The following is a 19,308-nucleotide window of genomic DNA, read 5'->3' as shown; positions in this document are numbered from 1 at the left end:
TTAGCGCTCCCAGACCGACAGGTAGTCGGCCTGGAAGTCGATCGTCGGCGTGTAGCTGAACGGCTGCCCGGCGTCAGGCAGGTTGTTCTCGGCATCCACGACCTGCAGACCGATGCCCGCGGGCAGGATGTCCTGACCGGCGAGGCTGCGCAGCGCCGCGTCGACACCCGCCCAGCCGTTCCACTCGGCGGCGCTCGCGACGGTAGCGTCCTGTCCTCCGGCGGATCGGATGACCTCCCAGTTCGGGATGGACCCGAAGTTGCCGACCACGTGCAGGGTCTCGCCCCGACCGGACGCGTTGATTGCCTGGCCGAGGCCGGCGAGGAACCATCCGTCGATCGGGATCGCCACGGCGTTCGCGTCGGCGTACTGCAGCAGCGCGGTCGAGAACTTCTGCGGCAGGGTGCCCGTTGCCAGGTCGGAGTTCGCCAGCTGAACCGTTCCGACGATGCTGCATCCCTCGCACTCGGCGAGACGAGCCTCGAGTGCCTCGGTGATGATCGGGCCCCACTGCGTGTCGTTGAACTCGACCTGAAGGAGCTTCACGGCGCCGTCGGTCTGACCGATCAGCCAATCCGCCTGAAGTTCGCCGACCTTCGACCAGTACTCCTCGTACGAGAAGCCCTCGAGCATCGTGACGTTCGCGGTGTACAGCGACGGGGTGCAGTCGACGCCACCCACGTTGACCGTGGTGATCCCCGCGTCGGCCGCCTCTTGCAGGGCGCCGCTGATGGCGCCGCAGTCCTGGCCGATCGTGATGATGACGTCCGCCTGTGCGGCGATGCCCTGACGGATGCAGCTTCCCCAGCCGTTCGGGTTGAGCTCGCCGTCGCAGACGCTCGCTTCCCACCCGATCTGCTCGGATGCGTCGACCGCGCCGGCGGCGGGTGCCGCGCAGGTCGTGGCGAGCTCACCGCACGAGACGACCCATGCGGTGATGTCGCTCGGTACGGCGACGGGTTCGGTCGGCGGGGCGCCGACCACGCCTTCGTAGGCGGCGGCGAGCGCCGATGCCGCGTCGCCACCGGCGGGTGCGGATGCCGAGGGGGTGTCGGTTCCTCCACCGACGGTCCCGGTGGAACAGGCCGTGACGACGAGGGCGATCGTCAGTGCGAGGAGCGCGCCGACGAGCGGCCGACCTCTGCGGGTATGTGATTTCACGGAATCTCCCTTGATTCGATGTCTGGTGCAGACGTGTCGAAATGTATAGGACCGCAAGCGCCGAGAGAATAGGCCGAAAACGGTCGAAAACGACCGTTGGGCAGCCCCTCCGCGCGCCCACACACGCCACACCATGAGGCTGTTTTCGGCACGTCCAGACGGCTCGCCCGAAGACTCCGCGGGCGGGTCGACCCGCGCGTATCCGACGCAACGACGCCGCTGGCTTGTCGTTGCCGAAGGACCCGCAACCCGCGGAACGACGCGCTTTTCCGGCGTCTCGAGTGCCCCCGGCCGCGGTTTCGGAGTGCCGTTGTGACATGTGTCACCGAGCCGTCACGGGCGTCGCGCTCAGCGCCCGATCGGCGGACCCGGATTCCTGCCCGGAGCATCCGTCCGTCGGGGCTGCGCGGGCCGATTCGAGGGGCGATTCCGGCGTATCAGGATCGTAGATGGACCCATCAGGATCCTAGATGCGTGCCGCACGAGCGAGGCAGGATACGGCTGATCAGCCCTTCAAAATCAGGGCTGCGCGGGGTCACCCGAGATTGAACTCTTCGACTACAGGTGGACGGGTGTGCTCACGAGCGCACGCAGAGCAGTGTCTCCGTTCTCGATGCGAAAGCGGTCCGGCAATTGCCACGGATTCGCACGCTCCCAGAGCACTAGAGCCAGATCGCCGACGTCCGCGCGCAGCACTTCAGACGCGAGGGGCACGTCTGTCCCTATGGCGGCGATGACGTTCCAGTCCGCCGTGAATCGCCAGCTGCGGTCGATGTCGTCCGCCACCAGGAAGAGATCGTGCGGAAGGGGCTCGATCCCGCGAGCACGCGCGGCGGGCACAAAGACCTCCACGAACTCGTCGATGGCGTCGGCCTGCTGTCCGAGTTCCAGCTCCTCCGGCATCGGTGGCGCTGCGTCGCTGGCCGTCCGGAGGTCCCAGAGATGTTTGGCCGCCTCGTACGTGTCATCCGACGCCCCCAGAACGAGGTGATGGATGGCGCTTCAAACAGTGTCCAGCACTCGCGGTCCGGGTTCACGCTCGCAAGCGTTGCCACGAGCCTGCGGCTCGTTTGCGTGAACCACTCGACGGGATCCTCGTCTTCGGGGCGAACGAGGGCCTTGCGATCCGCGGGCGCCCCGGTGCGCACGATCTCGGTAACCCAGGCCTGGACGTTTCCGAGGTGATCGATCATCTGCCCGGCAGTCGGCCAGATCGCGCTCTGCACGATGGCATCGGCCCCGACTGCCGCGGCTTGCTCGGCGAACGCCCGGTTGAGGGCCTCGAGGCCATGAAGCGACATCATGACTTCATCTTGGCCGAAACGATGTGGCGGAGACGGAGGGATTTGAACCCCAAAGAGTCCCGCTCGGACCCATTCCAGTTCGATCAGAAGGCCGCGGATTCATGCGGTTCCAAGCGTGTTGCGGTCGGTGTTCGACCCCTTTCGGTCGGTCTCGTTCGTGTTGAGATGTGGGCACCGTATGGGCACGGACCCGGGGCATGCGGATGGCCTGCACGGGGACATGCGCGAAGACAACGAGCGTCCAGGACCGCAATCTAGCGGAGAGAGCCGTGTGTGCACTAGTCGGGCAATCCGGGCTTGATGGGCGCCGTCGTCCGCCACTCAAGACCCGGATACACCTGTCACCGCACGACGACGGTTGCGGTCGCTAGCCGGTTGAGAACCTGCTGGCTGGTGGATCCGAGGATGAACCGGGCGATCGGTCCACGGCCGTGGGAGCCGATGACCGCGAGCCGCGCGTTCATCGCGAGCCGGTTGATCACCGCATCCGGGCTGTAGCTGCTCTCGACGACACTGCGGACGACCAGATCGGGGTAGAGCTGCGCGAGGCCGGCAAGCGATATCGCCAGCGACTCCTCCGTGAGGATCTGCATGTTGCGCAGGTACTCATCGGGATACGTTCGCATCCCGAGCGGGATGGCGACGGGCGACCAGGTGCTCACCGCGATGAGCGGCTCACCGGAACGCTCCGCCTCCGCCGCCGCAAAGGCGATCGCAGCTTCCGATACCGCCGACCCATCCGCTCCGACGACCACGCCCTCGCGCGCCGCCATATCGAGGTCGGGTACGACGACGACCGGGCAGTGCGCGCCCGCGGTGATGCGGATCCCGTGCGGCCCGCGAGCAGGACCCGACTCGGGGCCCCGGTAATCACTACCGATGACCAGAAGGGCTGCTCCCGTCGAGGCCTCGATGAGCTGTTCAACGGGATTGCCCCGACCCACGCGCGTCTCGACGGGCACTCCTCGTTCGCGAACGCGCTCGGCTTCTCGATCGAGCAGGTGCTGCGTGAGCTCGAGCGCCTCGTCGATCACTCGGCCCTCGCCGACGACCCCGACCGCGCCTCCGACGATGGAAACGAGTTCTACCGCATCGCCCCGACCGGCGGCTCGATCGGCGGCCCAGTCGACGGCCCTCCGCGACGCAGCCGCATCCGTCACACCGACAACTACTCTTTCGCGCACTTCGCACTCCTCTGCTCGAGGCGACGCTGTGGCGGTCGCCGCGCTGCTTCCACCTCCGACTATTCCCGATCACGGTGGGCACGCGCCAGGACATAGGTCCCGCTCCCTCCTCGTCGGGCACAGAGGGACCATGGGCCCTATCGGTATCGCTCGCGGTGGCGCACTGTGGGGGTACAGCGGCGAGCGATCTGTGTTGCTTCGCCGAGTTCTGAGAGACGACAGGTATTGGGCGTTATGACTGCAGTGAACTCCGCCGAATCTCTCCAGCCCGGCCTGCCGTCCGAGCGCCCGCCGGAAGACCTCACGCACCACCCGGGCGCCTCGTCGGGCTCACCGAGCAAGCCGCATGCGCACCACGCCACCGATGTCCTCGAGGGGCTCGACACGAGCCGCTCGGGGCTGCGGTCGAGCGACGTTGATCGGCGTCACGCGCACTTCGGTCCGAACAGCTTTCCTGAGCCAACGCGAACGCACCCCATCGTGCGCTTCCTCGCACAGTTCAACAACGCCATCATCTACGTGCTCCTCGCGGCGGCCGTCATCAAGCTCGCCTACAGCGACTACATCGACGCGTCCGTGATCCTCGCTGTCGCGATCATCAACGCCATCATCGGCTTCGTCCAGGAGGGGCAGGCAGAGAAGGCGCTGCTCGGCATCCGCCGCATGCTCTCGCCACAGGCGACGGTACGCCGGGACGGCGGGTGGCACGACGTCGAAGCTGCCACGCTCGTGCCGGGCGACATCATCAGGGTGGGCGCCGGCGACCGCTCACCCGCCGATGCGAGGCTCGTCGAAGCACGCGATGTGCGCGCAGACGAGGCGGCATTGACCGGCGAGGCGGTGCCCTCCGACAAGCACACGGATCCGGTCGTGCGCGATGCCCCCGTCGGCGACCGCGACAACATGCTGCACGCGGGGTCGGTCGTGGTCGGCGGGCGGGCCGTCGCGGTCGTGACTGCGACGGGCACGCGCACAGAGCTCGGACGGATTCAGCAGCTGGTGCGCGACGTCGAGCAGACCGATACCCCACTCATCCGCTCGATCAACCAGCTCGGACGCCAGATCACGGCGATCGTGCTCGCGCTGATGGTCATCATGGTTGTGTTGGGGTTCGTCCTGCACGGCGACCCGTTCGACACCCTGATCTCTTCTGCGATCGCCTTCGCCGTGGCCGCCGTCCCCGAGGGGCTGCCCGCCGTCGTCACGATCACGCTGGCGCTCGGCGTGCGACAGATGGCCGCTCAGCGCGCGATCACGCGCCGACTCGCTGCCGTCGAAACCCTGGGGTCGGTCACCGTGATCTGCTCGGACAAGACGGGAACCCTGACGAAGAACGAGATGACCGTGCGGGCAGCGGCGACCCCGAATCGCCGCTACACGGTCACGGGCGAAGGCTACGACCCCGAGGGCACCGTGCTGGCGGAGGGCGCCACCGACGAGTCGGGCCCGGAACATCCGCACTCGGGCGATCTCACCGAGATGGCCACGATTCTCGCGCTCTGCAACGACGCTCGCCTCGACCACGCCGAGACGGGCGAGTGGCGGGTCGTCGGCGATCCCACCGAGGGCGCCCTGGTGAGCTTCGGGCGCAAGGCGAACGTCGAGTTGACGCCCTTCACGCGTGTCGACGAGATCCCCTTCGATGCCGACGTCAAGTACATGGCTACGCTCGACAGGTCGGCTACCGGCGAGCAGTTTGTCTCGGTCAAGGGTGCGCCCGACCGGGTGCTCGCGCTCTGCGCGTTTCAGCGGTCCACCGACGGAGGTCATGCTCCCCTCGATCCCGACGCGTGGCAAGCGCTCATCGATGACTACAGCGCCCGGGGCATGCGCGTCCTCGCTGCGGCGCGCCGCGACCTGCCGACGGATGCCGTGACCGTCGAGCCCGGCGACCTTCGCGAGCTCGTCATGCTGGGCGTCGTCGCGATCGCCGACCCGCCTCGGCCCGAGGCGACCGCAGCAATCGCCAAGTGCCAAGATGCCGGCATCCGCGTGAAGATGATCACGGGTGATCATGCGCTCACCGCCCACGCGATCGCGGCCGAGATGGGACTGACTGACGCCGATGCGAGCGTTCTGACGGGCGCGGACGTGGATGCCCTCGACGACGCCCAGCTGGAGGATGTCGTCACCGATGTCGACGTTTACGCGCGCACGAGTCCCGAACACAAACTCCGCATCGTCGCAGCCCTCCAGTCGCGCGGCGGTGTCGTCGCCATGACCGGTGACGGCGTCAACGACGCCCCGGCGCTCACCCGCGCCGATGTCGGGGTCGCGATGGGCATGAAGGGAACCGAGGCGGCGAAGGATGCGTCGGATGTCGTGCTCGCCGACGACAACTTCGCCACGATCGAGCGGGCCGTCAGCGAGGGCCGCCGCGTGTACGACAACCTGCAGAAGTCGGTCGTCTTCATCCTGGCGACGACTCTCGGCCAGGCGCTGGTCGTCTTCACCGCCGTCGTCATCGGCTTTGCGGACCCGCTGCAACCCACGCAGATCCTCTGGGTGAACCTCGTCACCGCGGTCACCCTGTCGCTCGCATTCGCCTACGAACCCGTCGAGCCGGGAACGATGAAGCGCCGTCCACGGCCCCCCGGCGAGTCGATCCTCTCGGGCAAGCTCTTCCTGCTGGCAGGCATGGGGGTCGTGGTGGCCGCGGCGACCACGACCGCATTCTTCGTCGAGCTCAACAGGAGCGGCGACCTGGACATCGCACGAACCGCGGCGGTGACCGTACTGGTGGTCACCCAGATCGCGGTCCTGTTCAATGTCCGTCTGCTGCACGGTTCGAGCTTCACTCGCCGTGTCTTCACAGGGAATCGTGTCATCTGGATCTCGATCGCCGCGCTTGCCGCCCTGCAGACGGCGTACACCTACCTGCCCCCCTTCCAGTTGTGGTTCGGCTCGGTGCCCCTCGGCTTCGTACAGTGGACCACCGCATTCACCTACGGCCTCGCCGTCTTCCTGGTCATCGAGGCAATCAAGGTAATCGGTCGTCGTGCCGCGCCCGGCGGATGGCGGCGCGCCGATCCGTCCGGTCGAGGAATCGGCGTAGTTCACGGCTAACCGACACCTAGGGCACCCGCCTCGCACTCACCGGATCTTCGTCCGCATCGACCTGGAAGATCCTGGTAGCAACGGCGCCATGGCTTCTGGGATGCGAATCGCTTTCGACGTGGGCATCACGACGCTGTCGAAGATTCGGCTGTTGTCGGCCTTCCACCGCGACGGTGGCCGGGTCAACCTCGGCCTCGTCGCCAAGCCGGACGACGTCGTCACGCTGCGTCCGGCGCGGGTAGTCCATGCCGCCACGCCACAGAGCGCATCACGTCAGAAGGAGTCGTCCGGCATCTCGTCGATCGCCGCCGCATCGGCTCGAGCCCGTCTGCTGCGGGGCCTGGTCGCTTCTCGGATGCGCCGCACGATGAGGACTGCCACCCCGAGTGCGAGCGCGGTGTAGACGACGTAGTCGAGATATGACAGGTAGCCCTCGAGTCGTTCGTGTTGGGTCCCGAGCGCGGCACCCACCCCGATGAGCAGCGAGTTCCATGCGCCGCTGCCGACGATTATGTAGATGCTGAACCGGAGGAGGTTCATGTGAGATGCGCCCGCGGGGAGTGAGATCAGGCTTCGAACTCCCGGGACCAGCCTGCCGACAAGAACCGTCCAACTGCCACTGCGGAGGAACCAGTGCGCTCCGCGATCGAGGTCTGACCTGCTCACGAGCTTCGTCGCTGCGAGAAAGGTGACTGCGCGTTCCATACCGATGGCGTAGCCGATCCAGTACAGCAGCAGTGCCCCGATCCACGATGCGAACGTGCTCCAGAAGATGAGCCATCCCAGGTTGAGGTCGCCGCTCTGGCTGAGGTACCCGGCGAACGGCAAGATGACTTCGCTGGGGATCGGGGGGATGAGAACCTCGATGAAGACGAGCACCCCGACCCCGAAGTCCCCGAACGCTGTCAAGACATCCGCGGCGAAGCCGGTCAGGCCGGTGAAACCATGATCAGTCGCCGAGCTCGCAGCGGCGCTCATTCAGTGGACCTCCCGCTGTTGGCGCGTGAACATCGGATGGTCATGAAACGGTGGACAGTTCCGCTGGTCCCGGCAGGACTTCGCGCAGCAGGTCATCCATCGTGACGATGCCGAGGAGCGTGTCGCCGTCCACCACGGTCGCGAGCTGCACACGTCCGTACCTCATTCGCGCCAGCGTGTCGTATGCGGATGCATCGGGAGTGGTGACGAGGGCGTCCCGAGCGATGTCGGCGGCAGGTGTCGCCAGGTCGATCGCCAAAGTGTCACGGACGTGTGCCACACGGGATCCCGCGCCCGTTCCGACGAGGATGCGAAGGTGGCCGGATGAAGCCGCTACCTCCTGAATGTCGGCCGCGGTCGCGGTCGCCGGCACCGAGGTCGGCACCCTGTCGGTGCGCACGATGTCGCCCACCGTGAGCGTGCCGAGCGCGATCGCCCGCGCGATGGGCGCCGAGAACTGCACGTCCAGTGTCCCGGCGGCACGCGAATGCGCCACGAGTTCACGGATGGTGTCCGCATCCTGTCCGCCCGCAGCCGCCTTCTCGACCGGCTCGACGCCCGACGCTCGGACGAGGCGGTTTGCGATCTGGTTGATCCACAGCAGGAACGGCCGCAACGGCCAGGTGAAGGCCCGCGCCGCGATACCGGTCGCCTTCGCAGCTGTTTCCGGATGCGCGATCGCCCATGACTTCGGGGCCATCTCGCCGATCACCAGGTGAAGGAAGGTGACGACGATGAGGGCGAGCATGAAGGCGATGACACCCGAGAGGACATCGGGCAGGCCCAACTGTTCGAGCACGGGTGCGAGCGCGTAGTCGATGGCGGGCTTCGTGATGGCGCCGAGCAGGAAGGTGCAGGCGGTGATGCCCAACTGGGCGAAGGCGAGCATGACGGTCAGCTCGTTCATCCCGCGCAGAGCCGCTCGCGCCGACGCGCTGTGGTCGGCCTCTTGCTCGAGCCGGTGTCGGCGTGCGGCGAGCAGCGCGAACTCGACGATGACGAAGAACGCGCTCGCGAGAATGAGTGCGGTCGTGATGATCGTGACCATCCACCAGCTCATCGGGTCACCTCCTCATTCGAGGCATCCGCCGGGATGAGCGCGTTGTTACCCGCTGTTTCGCCAGCCGTCTCGCCAGCCGTCTCGGTGGCATCGTGATCGACCTCGCGGAGTCTCACGACGAGCTGCGACGGCACGTGTCGTTCGACCTCGGTGACCTCGACGTCGAGCCAACGCTCGATGTGCATGCCCTGCACCGTCTCGGCCGGCTTCTCGGGCAGGGTGATCCGAACGCTCACGCCCACGGGAACCAGGTCGCCGTGTTCGCTGATTATCAGGCCCGCGATGGTCTCGGCATCGCCGCGGGGCAGATCATGTCCGATCAGTCGCTCGACCTCGTCCAGGTGCACGTCACCGGGCAGGGTCCAGTGGTCATCTCCCACATTCACGACCTCGTGGACATCCATGTCGTGCTCGTCCGAGATCTCGCCGATGACTTCTTCGGTGAGGTCTTCGATGGTGAGGATGCCGTCGAAGTTGCCGTACTCGTCGACGACGCACGCGAGTTCGTTGCGGGTCTGGCGCATCCGCTCGAGTGCGACGGGCAACTGCATCGTCGTGGGGATGACGACGGCGTCGCGCATGACCGTCGACACCGGCGCATCGTTGTCGTGCTTGTTGCGAAGCAGGTCGATGAGTTCTACAACGCCCACCGGATCATCCTCGTCGCCGATCACGGGGTAGCGGGTGTGGCCGGTCGCCATCAGCGCCCGGACCTCGCCGATCGTGGTGTCGGGAGAAATCGAGTCGATGCGCGAGCGCGGAACCATCGCGTGCTCCACGTCGCGCTGCGGGAAGTCGAGGATGCGGTCGATGATCATCGACAGATCGTCCGGCAGGTCCCCGCTGACGCGGGATTCCTCGATGATCGCTTCGAGATCGCGTGCCGTCGCGCTCTCGTCGACGTCCTCGAGCGGCTCGATCCGCAACAGGCGGAGCAGGGCGTTCGCGGCGACGTCGAACACCGTGATGAGCCATCCGAATGCGAGCAGATAGATGCGCGTCGGCATGGCGAGCGCGCGGGCAAGGGGTTCGGGGTTCGCGATGGCGAGGTTCTTGGGATAGAGCTCACCGAAAATCATCGTGACGATCGTCGCGAGCAGCAAGGCACCGATCGTGCCCACCAGCACCGAGACCGTCGGGTCGATGCCGACCCCGCCCAGCAGCGTACCCAGCGACACACCGATCAGCGGCTCGGCGACGTAGCCGATCAGCAGGCCCGTCACCGTGATCCCGAGCTGGGCGCCCGAAAGCATGAAGGACGTGCGCTTGGTGATGGTGAGCACGCGCTTCGCTTGCGCGTCGCCCTTCTCTGCCAGCGCCGCCATGCGGGAGCGGTCGACCGACATGTAGGCGAACTCCTGCGCGACGAAGAATCCGCAGGCGGCGATGATCGCCAGCGTCACGAGCACACCCACCAGCAGAGTCAGCGCTGCCTCGAGCATCGAAATTCACCCCCTCGAAGATTGAGGGGGCTCGGTGATCGACCCTCCTGGTCGGTGGAGGCACGATGATGGCTCACGGGGTTTCTCTCTCGTGGGTCAGTGGCAAGTCTCATCAACGATACGGGACCCCCGGCCACGCACCGGCTATTCCGATCACGTGCAGGTCAATGCACAGGAATCTCGCTCGTGCCACGGATTTGTAGCTCGAGTCTCACGCCCGAAATCCCGCCCCTGCAACAATCACGAGCAACACAATCGTCGCCATCGTGAGATCTGCTAGACCCCGTCATTCACTTCATATCGAACCCGCTACCCTTGAAGCACTTCGTGCATCGGCGCCTAGCGACGGAGGGGCACCAAACCTCCGCCTCCGGTGGGCAGAGCGTGGGCAGCTTGACCGACCTGATGGCTCAAGCTCACCAGAGCAACCGATTCGACAGGCGAGATAGGGCCGCGCGACGCACAATGCACGACTCTCGCCGCCGAGCGCTTCACGCGCACTGACCAGGCGATCTCGTTGCCCACGAACGAGACGGGCCCGGTAGCGTCCAAACCGAACGAACCCGCGTGAAATAGCCTCAGAACAGGCGAAAGTGGCGGAGACGGAGGGATTTGAACCCTCGGACCCCTTAAGGGGTCTCCACCTTAGCAGGGTGGTGCACTAGGCCGGACTATGCGACGTCTCCAGGCATTCCGACGCGAACGTCCGCGAATGCACCCCGCAATACTAACCCGATCACGGGCCTCACCACGAAGCGGGCGATGGGCGGTCGCTCAGCCGTTGCCGTTCGAGCAGGTGTCTTGCGCAGCCGTCTGCCCTGTGACAGCGGGCGGCAGGGCGATCGCTTCATCCTGCGGGTCGACGGTAGCGCCCGGCGTCGCGGCCTCGGTGGGCTCGACCGGCTCCGTCGGCTCGGGCGTCTGGACGATCACGCCGTCACCCTGGCCGGTTTCACCCGTCAGCTGCAGAGGCCGGTTAGTCTCGAGAGCCGCCCACAGGGCGTCTGCTGCGGTGTAGTTCGGGACGACCTTGTCGGGGTCAGCGGGGTCGCCGTTCACGGGGTACGAGATGAACACGATCTCGTCGAACGGAACGTCCTTGACCGCGAGAGCGATCTGCGTGAGCGTGAGCGGGTTCGTCAGCGATGTGCTCGGGTCGATGTTCGTCAACGCGGTGCTCGCGAGCGAATACAGCGTCGCCGGATTCGACAGCACTTCGTCGCTGATGAGCTTGCGGGCCAGGCGCGACATGTACTGCTGCTGGTTCGAGATACGGCCCAGATCGCCGCCGTTGCCGACGCCGTGGCGGGTGCGCAAGAACTGCAGCGCCTCGAGTCCGACGAGCGTGCGGTTTCCCGCTTCCCAGTCGATACCGGTGTGGTAATCCGTGATGCCGTTCGCGATGCAGACCTCGACGCCGCCGATGGCGTTCGTGATCTCGATCACGCCACCCCACGTGACCGACGCCGCGAACGGGATGTTCTGCCCCGTCAGTTCCGAGATGGTCTTCACCGCGCAGGCCAGGCCACCGTAGGAGAAGGTCGAGTTCAGCGGTTGCTTCGTCATGGCCGAGCTCGTACGACCGGTGTCGGGGTCGGTGCACTCGGGAATGGGAATCATCAGGTCTCGCGGGAAGCTGATCACCGTGACCCGGCGAGGCTCATCGGAGATGTGCACGAGCATGTTCACGTCGTTCAACTCGCCGCCGGCATCGGCACCGGTGCACCGGTCACCGAAATAGCCCGCGTACTCGGGCTCACACGCATCCGTACCCGCCACGAAGAGGTTGACGCCGCCCTCGATCTCGCCGATGTCGGGCGGAACGGACTCCTGGCCCTCGAGATCAACAGCACTCGCCGAGAAATCCGCGACGGCCGTGTAGGTCGTGTAGCCGACCACTCCGAGGCCTGCGACGAGCACGACCGCGAGCGCAACCGCCACGAAGCGTGCGATCTGCCCACCGATGCTCGGGGACGAGAGGTTGCCGTGACGCGCGACGGTCTTGCGGCGCTTCGCGTCCTGCCTTTTTGAGGCCTCGGTCGTCTCGCTCACTCGCGTCCTTTCGGCGGTCGGGTCCGCCGGTATGTGTGCGGAGGGTGTGGGACCGCCACACCCGTCATTCAGCGGAGGGTGTGGGATTCGAACCCACGGGACATTGCTGCCCACTGGTTTTCAAGACCAGGTCCATCGGCCGCTCGGACAACCCTCCCGGCGAAGTACCGCAGCACTTCGTCGACAGGCACCGAGTGTACTCGACAGAGCATGGCGCTCATTTTTGCCAGTCGCGGCTCATTTTCGCAGGAAGTGCTGGCAAGGCCCTGAAAGCGGATGCCTCGGCGCGGCGAATGCGCCGAGCGGCATCAGTACCGCGGTTAGAGGCGGCGGAGGATGTCTGAGACGCCGCCCTCTTGCACCGACAGCGTGATCTCGCCCGCGGCATCCAGAACCTCTTGCGGTCCCTGAGCCATCGCGATCGCCCGGCCGCCCTTCTCAAGGGCCCAACGGAACATGCCGACGTCGTTGCGTCCGTCGCCCATCACGAGCACCCGATCGGGCGGGATGCCGAGCCACCGGCGCACGAGCTCGAGGGCGGTGCCCTTGTCTACTCCCTGCGGTGCGATGTCGAGCCAGGCGGTCCAGCCGATCGCGTACGACACCTGGGTGAGGCCGATCTCGTCGACGAGACGCAAGAAGTCGCCCTCGGCATGTTCGGGCGACACCACGACGACACGCGAAACGGGGTGTTTGCCGAGCTGCTCGAACGGCACCCGGTGCGCGGCGAGCAGGTTCCAGTCTTCGAGATAGTCGGTGTAGTACCGCTCACCGCCGGGCAGCTCCACCAGGTACTTCGCGTCGGGCAGGTGTTGGCGCAGCAGCGTCAGCACCTCGGTCGCGTCGAACGTCTCGGTGTGCACTCGCTCGTAGTGGACCTGACCGGCGTCCCGACGCTGCAGAATCACGGCGCCGTTCGAGCACACGACGTACTCGGGGTCGAGTTCGAGCACGCGCAGGATGCCTCGCGTGCCCTCCCAGCTACGCCCCGTCGCGAGCATGACCTCGTTGCCCGCCGCGCGGGCGTCGGCGACGGCCCCGACGATTCCGGGGCTGAGGGACTCATCCTCGAGCAGGATCGTGCCGTCGATGTCGAGCACGATCAGCAGAGGAAGAGTCGTGATCTCGGGGTCCGCGGAGTCGTGGGCGACGTGCTCGATGATCTCGGCGGCCTCGTCGCGCTCGACGACCTCGACCTCACCCGTGTCGGGGATACGGGCGTCCGTCACGCGAGCGGCTCCAGGACCTCGAGCCCACCCAGGTACGGGCGGAGCGGCTCGGGCACCCACACCGAACCGTCGGCGCGCTGGTGCGTCTCGAGCAGCGCCACGATCCAGCGGGTGGTCGCGAGCGTTCCGTTGAGCGTTGCGACCGGCTGTGTGCGGCCGCCGTCGGGGCGGTGCCGGATGTCGAGGCGACGCGACTGGTAGGTCGTGCAGTTACTCGTCGAGGTCAGCTCACGGTAGGCATCCTGCGTCGGAATCCACGCCTCGACGTCGAACTTACGAGCCGCGGACGATCCGAGATCCCCCGCGGCGACGTCGATCACACGGTAGGTGAGCCCGAGCTTGCCGAGCATCTCTTCCTGCCAACCGAGCAGACGTTCGTGCTCGGCCTCGGCCTCTTCGGGCGTCGTGTAGACGAACATCTCGAGCTTGTTGAACTGGTGCACACGGATGATTCCGCGGGTGTCTTTGCCGTGCGACCCGGCCTCGCGGCGGTAGCAGGTGGACCAGCCGGCATACCGCAGGGGACCGTCGGCGAGGTCGAGGATCTCGTCCTTGTGATACCCGGCGAGCGCCACCTCGCTCGTCCCCGTCAGGTACAGGTCGTCCTCCGGCAGGTGGTAGACCTCGTCCGAGTGCTCGCCGAGGAACCCCGTGCCGCGCATGATCTCGGGACGGACGAGCGTCGGCGTGATGAGCGGGACGAAGCCCGCCTCGAGCGCCGAGTTCAGTGCCAGGTTCATCAGCGCGATCTCGAGGCGCGCACCGATGCCCTTCAAGAAGTAGAAGCGGGCACCCGAGACCTTCGCGCCGCGCTCCATGTCGATCGCACCGAGGAGCTCACCGAGCTCGAGGTGATCGCGCGGCGTGAAGTCGAAGGTCGGAACCTCGCCGACGCGGCGGATCTCGACGAAGTCGGCCTCGCCGCCCGCGGGCACTCCGTCGATGATGATGTTCTCGATCTTGGCGAAGGCGGCATCCGCGGCCTCTTCGGCAACCGCAACAGCAGCCTGCGCCTGCTTGACGCGATCCGCCAAGCCCTTGGCCTCGGCGACAAGCGCGGCCTTCTCGTCCTTCGGCGCCTTCGCGACGTCCTTGCCGAACGCGTTCTGCGCGGCGCGTAGCTCTTCGAACGCCGTGATCGCGGCGCGACGCTCGCGATCCGCGACCAGCGCGGCTTCGACGGTTTCGGGCGAGTGCCCGCGCGCGACCTGAGAGCGGGTGACGAGGTCGGGGGCGTCGCGAAGAAGCACGGGGTCGATCATCCGTCAAGTCTAGTTGCGCGAATCCCGGCCGATCCCCGGAGTAACGCCGCTGAAGCCTAGGGTGGACCCATGACTGCGGCTTCTTCCCCTCCCCCCGAGGACGCCGCGGCGACCCCGGACGACGCACCTCTCGATCCGAAGATTCCGCACGACGCGGAAAGCCTCGACGACGTCGACGGGTTGCCGAAGGGTTTCGACGATGACTCGGAGCCGGTCGATGGGCCCGACGACAAGCCGGACCCGGAAGAAGCGGCGAAGCCCGACGACGTCATCCGCGAACCCGAAGACGTCGCACCGGACAAGAAGGACGGCGAGACCGGCGAGGCACGCCAGGTCACCCCGGACGGCGAGACGACGTCCATGGACGCCGACGATCCGACGCCGAAGAAGCGCGCCGCGCTCGTCTACAACCCCATCAAGGTCGACAAGGACCGCCTGCGCGATCAGGTCACGCGGCTGTCCGCGGAAGCCGACTGGGCCGAACCCCTCTTCTTCGAAACGACGGTCGATGACCTGGGCGACGACGTCACCCGTCAAGCACTCAAAGAGGGCGTCGACGCCGTCATGGTCGCGGGTGGCGACGGAACCGTGCGTGCCGTCTCGGAAGCCATGTCGGGCACGGGTGTCGCCCTCACGATCGTGCCGAGCGGCACGGGCAACCTGCTCGCCCGCAACCTGGGCCTGCCGCTCGGCGACTCCGAGCCCATGGTGGCGGCGACGTTCACCGGCACGACGCATCCGGTCGACATCGGGTTCGCCGACATCCGCCGCGCCGATGGCAGCCGCGAACGCCACGCCTTCGTCGTGATGGCGGGCATCGGGCTGGACGCCGCGATGATCGCCAACACCAACTCGCAGCTGAAGAAGACCGTCGGCTGGGTTGCCTACGTGGACGGCGCGGCGCGCTCGCTCGCCACGGCCAAGCCGTTCCGCGTGATGTACCAGATGGAGCACGGCCGCCTGCACGCCGCCAAGGTGCAGAGCGTGCTGTTCGCGAATTGCGGGGCCCTCCCGGCGGGCATCGCCCTGATCCCCGAAGCATCCATCGTCGATGGTTTGCTGGACGTCGCTGTCATCCAGCCCTCCGGATGGTTCGGCTGGCTGGGCGTCTGGCGGAAGGTCTGGTGGGACAACAGCGTCCTGCGTCGCTTCCGTGCCGGCCGTCGGGTGCTCGAGCGTCGCGGCAGGAACAGCTCAGTGCGCTTCTTGCAGGACGAGGCCATCGAGCTCGCGACATCGCCCGCGCAGCCGATCGAGCTCGACGGAGACGAACTCGGCGAAGCCGTCCGCATCCGCTGCACCATCGAGCAGGGCGGCCTGAGCATCGTCGTGCCCGAGGGCCACGACACCTCGAACTTCTGACGATGACGTCCGCATCACTCGTCTGGTTTCGCGACGATCTGCGGGTCGCCGACAACCCGGCACTGCGCGCGGCGATGGAGCGCGGCGGACCGATCATCGCGCTCTATGTCCTCGACGAGGTGTCGGACGGCATCCGTCCCCTCGGTGGCGCCGCGCGCTGGTGGTTGCACGGCAGCCTCACATCGCTCGGTGATCGTCTGCGCGAGCTCGGCGTTCAGCTTGTTCTGCGGCGCGGGCCGGCGGCGCGTGAGGTGCGACAAGCGGTGACGGATGCGTCGGCGGGCGCCGTCTTCTGGAACCGCCGCTACGGGGGCGCCGAACGCGAGATCGACGCGTCACTCAAGACCGGCCTGCGTGATGACGATGTGGTCGTGGAGTCGTTCGGGGCATCCCTGCTGTTCGAGCCCTGGACGGTTCGCACCGGGGCCGGGCAGCCGTACTCCGTCTTCACACCGTTCTGGCGGGCATGCCGCAACCTTCCCGCGCCCCGCGCGCCGCTGCCCGCTCCGCGCGAGCTCACCGGCGCCGCCGATATCGACAGCGATGCGCTGGACGATTGGGCCCTGCTTCCGACCGATCCCGACTGGGCCGGCGGCCTGCGTGAGACGTGGGAACCGGGCGAGCCTGCGGCCCGCGCGCGACTGCGCGACTTCTTGCGCGATGACCTCGACGACTACGACCGGGCCCGGGACGAACCCGCGGCGGGTGTGACGTCCGGCCTGTCGCCGCGCCTGCGCTGGGGCGAGATCAGCCCCCACGAGGTGTGGCATGCCACGCTCGCGGACGTGCAGGGCAGCAAGACGCCGGGCGGCCCTCGGGCAGCCGCCGCCCAGCGATTCCTGTCCGAGATCGGATGGCGCGAGTTCGCCGCGCACGTGCTGTTCCACAACCCCGACCTGGCGACGGTGAATCTGCGCCGCGAGTTCGACGACTTCCCTTGGCCTCGCTTGAAGCCGACCGCGCTTAAAGCGTGGCAGCAGGGGCGCACCGGCATCGCCCTCGTGGACGCGGGCATGAAAGAGCTCTGGCACACCGGCATCATGCACAACCGCGTACGCATGGTGACCGCGTCGTTCATGATCAAGAACCTGCTGATCGACTGGCGGCACGGCGAGGAGTGGTTCTGGGACACCCTGGTCGACGCGGATGGCGCGAGCAACCCCTTCAACTGGCAGTGGGTCGCCGGTTCCGGCGCGGACGCCGCCCCCTACTTCCGGGTGTTCAACCCCGAGCTGCAGGCGAAGAAGTTCGACCCGCACGGCGAGTACATCGGGCGCTGGGCGCCGGAGTACGGACGTGGGCGAGCACCTGAGCCGATCGTCGATCTCGGCGAATCCCGCAAGGCAGCCCTCGACGCATACGAGCGGATGCGCCGCAACTGACGTTCGCGGCGGACCCTTCGACAAGCTCAGGGGCCGTCGCTGAGCTTGTCGGTCGCTGAGCCTGTCGAAGCGACCCGCCGGTCGCGGGAATGCCGAACCCGCCTCCCGCGGTTGAGGATCGTGATGACTTCTCACGCAGCCCCCGCCCTGTCGGTTCTCGACCTCGTGCCCGTGCGCGCGGGCCAGAACAGCGCTCAAGCGGTCGCGGCATCGCTCGACCTCGCCGTTCATGCCGACCGGTTGGGTTATCGGCGCTACTGGTTCGCCGAACACCACAACATGCCCGCCGTCGCGTCGACGACACCGCCCGTGCTGATCGCGGCGGCCGCATCCCGTACCGAACGCATCCGGGTGGGCTCGGGCGGCGTCATGCTGCCGAATCACGCGCCGCTCATCGTCGCCGAGCAGTTCGCGGCCCTCGAGGCCATCGCGCCCGGCCGCATCGACCTCGGCATCGGCCGTGCGCCGGGCAGCGACCCCGTCATCACCCAGCTGCTCCGCCAGTCGGGTGCGACGAGCGAGGTCGACCGGTTCCCCGACCACATTCGCGACATCCTGGCGCTCAGCTCGCCCGAGGGAGCGACGCTGCGTTTCACCAGCGGCGGCGAGTACACGGTTCATGCCACGCCCGCGGCTTCGGCCTCGCCCGAGGTGTGGCTGCTCGGTTCGAGCGACTACTCGGCGCAGCTCGCCGCCTCGCTCGGCCTGCCGTACGTCTTCGCCAACCATTTTTCGGGCGAGGGCCTCGAGCGCGCACTGTCGCTGTACCGCGACCAGTACGTCCCGAACGAAGCGCACCCCGAGCCGCGGACACTGCTCACGATCAACGCGGTCGCCGCGCCCACGGCGGAGGAAGCGGATGCTCGGGCACTTCCCCAGCTGCGGATGATGGCGCGACTGCGCACCAACAAGCCCCTCACGCCGCTCGAGTCCGTCGAGCAGGCTGAGGCCGCGCAACGCGATGGCACGGGCGGACTCTCGGACGGACTGGCCGTGTCGTTCATGGACTCCGCGCGCTCGCGCTGGCTGATCGGATCCGGCGCAGACGTGGCATCCGGAGTCGCCGCATTCGCCGCCCGACACGGGGTCGACGAGGTCATGCTGTCACCGGTCGCGGGCGCCTACGACTCCGAGGCGCTCGAGACATCCGATGGTCGTGCGCAGACCCTCGAACTCGTCGCGACGAACCTGCTCGCGGCGGTCGCCTGACGCTCCGGCAATCCGGACTTAGAGGTCGGGCTCGCCGCTGAGCAGACCGCGTAGCCAGTCGCGCGCTTCGACGAAGATGTCGTCGGAGTAGCGGTCGGGGTAGCGCACGACGACGCGGTCCGCGCGCGGGTACGAACCGAGGAAGATCACCTTCGGGCTGAAGCGGCGAAGACCCAGCAGCGCATCGGCCATCCGTTCGTCCTGGATGTGTCCGTCCGCGTCGATGACGAATCGGTACCGGCCGAGGGCGTCGCCGATCGGGCGCGACGCGAGCAGGCTCAGGTTGATGCCGCGCGTTGCGAACTGCTCCAGAAGTTCGAGCAGCGCCCCGGGGTAGTCCTTCGGCAACTCGACGATCAGCGATGTCTTATCGGCCCCGGTGGGCGGGGTGGGCGCGACCGTCCGCCCGACGAGGACGAAGCGGGTCACGGCGTTCGGGTTGTCGCCGATGTTCTCGGCCAGCACCTCGAGATCGTGATGCTCGGTGATCGTGGGGGGTGCGATGGCGGCATCCGCGTCGCTCGTGCCATCGAGCAGGCCGATAGCGCTCGCGACGTTGCTCGCGGCGGGAATGTGCGCGTGGGCCGGAAGCTCGCGCGTCAACCACTGCAGGCACTGCGCTTAGG

General features: G+C 67.2%; 14 protein-coding genes, 2 tRNA genes and 1 pseudogene. 4 read left to right on the top strand and 13 right to left on the bottom strand.

Translation table 11 applies throughout. The features are described from left to right. The 3 genes from MIC448_RS12210 to MIC448_RS12200 all read right to left on the bottom strand — a co-directional run bounded on the left by MIC448_RS12210 (position 1) and on the right by MIC448_RS12200 (position 3,649). Positions 1-1,161 (bottom strand): substrate-binding domain-containing protein, encoded by a 1,161-nt coding sequence (locus MIC448_RS12210; RefSeq protein WP_051513730.1) that lies wholly within the window; start codon positions 1,159-1,161, stop codon positions 1-3. A 558-nt stretch (positions 1,162-1,719) separates the two neighbouring features. Beyond that, positions 1,720-2,064 carry a hypothetical protein gene (locus MIC448_RS12205; RefSeq protein WP_036300072.1) on the bottom strand — a complete coding sequence of 115 codons (345 nt, stop codon included), beginning with the start codon at positions 2,062-2,064 and terminating at the stop codon, positions 1,720-1,722. Between the two features lie 742 nt (positions 2,065-2,806). Further along, positions 2,807-3,649 carry a universal stress protein gene (locus MIC448_RS12200; protein WP_036300069.1) on the bottom strand — a complete coding sequence of 281 codons (843 nt, stop codon included), beginning with the start codon at positions 3,647-3,649 and terminating at the stop codon, positions 2,807-2,809. Between the two features lie 234 nt (positions 3,650-3,883). On the opposite strand from MIC448_RS12200, the gene MIC448_RS12195 reads away from it, so the two are divergent. Beyond that, complete coding sequence (locus MIC448_RS12195; RefSeq protein ID WP_081766388.1) at positions 3,884-6,715, top strand: HAD-IC family P-type ATPase; 2,832 nt, start codon at positions 3,884-3,886, stop codon at positions 6,713-6,715. Between the two features lie 7 nt (positions 6,716-6,722). Here the strand turns inward: MIC448_RS12195 and MIC448_RS12190 are convergent, their stop codons facing one another. From MIC448_RS12190 to serS, 9 genes are all read right to left on the bottom strand, one after another. Further along, positions 6,723-6,953 (bottom strand): hypothetical protein, encoded by a 231-nt coding sequence (locus tag MIC448_RS12190; protein ID WP_144238046.1) that lies wholly within the window; start codon positions 6,951-6,953, stop codon positions 6,723-6,725. 26 nt (positions 6,954-6,979) lie between these two features. Then, positions 6,980-7,684 carry a DedA family protein gene (locus MIC448_RS12185; RefSeq protein WP_051513728.1) on the bottom strand — a complete coding sequence of 235 codons (705 nt, stop codon included), beginning with the start codon at positions 7,682-7,684 and terminating at the stop codon, positions 6,980-6,982. Between the two features lie 40 nt (positions 7,685-7,724). Next, positions 7,725-8,744 carry a CNNM domain-containing protein gene (locus tag MIC448_RS12180; RefSeq protein ID WP_036300067.1) on the bottom strand — a complete coding sequence of 340 codons (1,020 nt, stop codon included), beginning with the start codon at positions 8,742-8,744 and terminating at the stop codon, positions 7,725-7,727. Beyond that, positions 8,741-10,186 carry a hemolysin family protein gene (locus MIC448_RS12175; RefSeq protein ID WP_051513726.1) on the bottom strand — a complete coding sequence of 482 codons (1,446 nt, stop codon included), beginning with the start codon at positions 10,184-10,186 and terminating at the stop codon, positions 8,741-8,743. The genes MIC448_RS12180 and MIC448_RS12175 overlap by 4 nt, the downstream gene beginning before the upstream one ends. Positions 10,187-10,780: 594 nt before the next feature. Continuing rightward, positions 10,781-10,872, bottom strand: a tRNA-Ser gene (locus tag MIC448_RS12170). A gap of 88 nt (positions 10,873-10,960) precedes the next feature. Further along, positions 10,961-12,238: an LCP family protein gene (locus tag MIC448_RS12165; RefSeq protein ID WP_036300065.1), complete on the bottom strand. Its 1,278-nt coding sequence runs from the start codon at positions 12,236-12,238 to the stop codon at positions 10,961-10,963. Between the two features lie 72 nt (positions 12,239-12,310). Further along, positions 12,311-12,395, bottom strand: a tRNA-Ser gene (locus tag MIC448_RS12160). 163 nt (positions 12,396-12,558) lie between these two features. After that, the gene (locus MIC448_RS12155) at positions 12,559-13,467 is read right to left on the bottom strand and encodes an HAD family hydrolase (RefSeq protein WP_081766387.1); all 909 of its coding nucleotides are present in this window, start codon (positions 13,465-13,467) and stop codon (positions 12,559-12,561) included. Next, the gene (gene serS, locus MIC448_RS12150; RefSeq protein ID WP_036300062.1) at positions 13,464-14,729 is read right to left on the bottom strand and encodes a serine--tRNA ligase; all 1,266 of its coding nucleotides are present in this window, start codon (positions 14,727-14,729) and stop codon (positions 13,464-13,466) included. The genes MIC448_RS12155 and serS overlap by 4 nt, the downstream gene beginning before the upstream one ends. A gap of 69 nt (positions 14,730-14,798) precedes the next feature. On the opposite strand from serS, the gene MIC448_RS12145 reads away from it, so the two are divergent. From MIC448_RS12145 to MIC448_RS12135, 3 genes are all read left to right on the top strand, one after another. Further along, the gene (locus MIC448_RS12145; RefSeq protein ID WP_081766386.1) at positions 14,799-16,091 is read left to right on the top strand and encodes a diacylglycerol kinase family protein; all 1,293 of its coding nucleotides are present in this window, start codon (positions 14,799-14,801) and stop codon (positions 16,089-16,091) included. Positions 16,092-16,093: 2 nt separating this feature from the next. After that, positions 16,094-17,473, top strand: coding sequence for a deoxyribodipyrimidine photo-lyase (locus MIC448_RS12140; RefSeq protein WP_036300059.1), 1,380 nt, complete (start codon positions 16,094-16,096; stop codon positions 17,471-17,473). Positions 17,474-17,596: 123 nt separating this feature from the next. Continuing rightward, positions 17,597-18,682, top strand: coding sequence for an LLM class flavin-dependent oxidoreductase (locus MIC448_RS12135; RefSeq protein ID WP_036300056.1), 1,086 nt, complete (start codon positions 17,597-17,599; stop codon positions 18,680-18,682). Positions 18,683-18,700: 18 nt separating this feature from the next. Here the strand turns inward: MIC448_RS12135 and MIC448_RS12130 are convergent. Beyond that, positions 18,701-19,303: pseudogene (locus tag MIC448_RS12130) on the bottom strand (prephenate dehydratase); the annotation flags it as partial. Between the last annotated feature and the right edge of the window lie 5 nt (positions 19,304-19,308).

Source organism: Microbacterium sp. C448, from assembly GCF_000582705.2.
Lineage (GTDB): Bacteria > Actinomycetota > Actinomycetes > Actinomycetales > Microbacteriaceae > Microbacterium > Microbacterium lacus_A.
This window is presented reverse-complemented; position numbering and strand designations above follow the sequence as displayed.

Excerpts from the sequence above, each read along its gene's own strand:
- MIC448_RS12190 (WP_144238046.1), bottom strand. The coding sequence starts at position 6,953 with ATGGACTACCCGCGCCGGACGCAGCGTGACGACGTCGTCCGGCTTGGC.
- MIC448_RS12175 (WP_051513726.1), bottom strand. The coding sequence starts at position 10,186 with ATGCTCGAGGCAGCGCTGACTCTGCTGGTGGGTGTGCTCGTGACGCTG.
- MIC448_RS12185 (WP_051513728.1), bottom strand. The coding sequence starts at position 7,684 with ATGAGCGCCGCTGCGAGCTCGGCGACTGATCATGGTTTCACCGGCCTG.
- MIC448_RS12195 (WP_081766388.1), top strand. The coding sequence starts at position 3,884 with ATGACTGCAGTGAACTCCGCCGAATCTCTCCAGCCCGGCCTGCCGTCC.
- MIC448_RS12205 (WP_036300072.1), bottom strand. The coding sequence starts at position 2,064 with ATGCCGGAGGAGCTGGAACTCGGACAGCAGGCCGACGCCATCGACGAG.
- MIC448_RS12140 (WP_036300059.1), top strand. The coding sequence starts at position 16,094 with ATGACGTCCGCATCACTCGTCTGGTTTCGCGACGATCTGCGGGTCGCC.
- serS (WP_036300062.1), bottom strand. The coding sequence starts at position 14,729 with ATGATCGACCCCGTGCTTCTTCGCGACGCCCCCGACCTCGTCACCCGC.
- MIC448_RS12145 (WP_081766386.1), top strand. The coding sequence starts at position 14,799 with ATGACTGCGGCTTCTTCCCCTCCCCCCGAGGACGCCGCGGCGACCCCG.
- MIC448_RS12180 (WP_036300067.1), bottom strand. The coding sequence starts at position 8,744 with ATGAGCTGGTGGATGGTCACGATCATCACGACCGCACTCATTCTCGCG.
- MIC448_RS12135 (WP_036300056.1), top strand. The coding sequence starts at position 17,597 with ATGACTTCTCACGCAGCCCCCGCCCTGTCGGTTCTCGACCTCGTGCCC.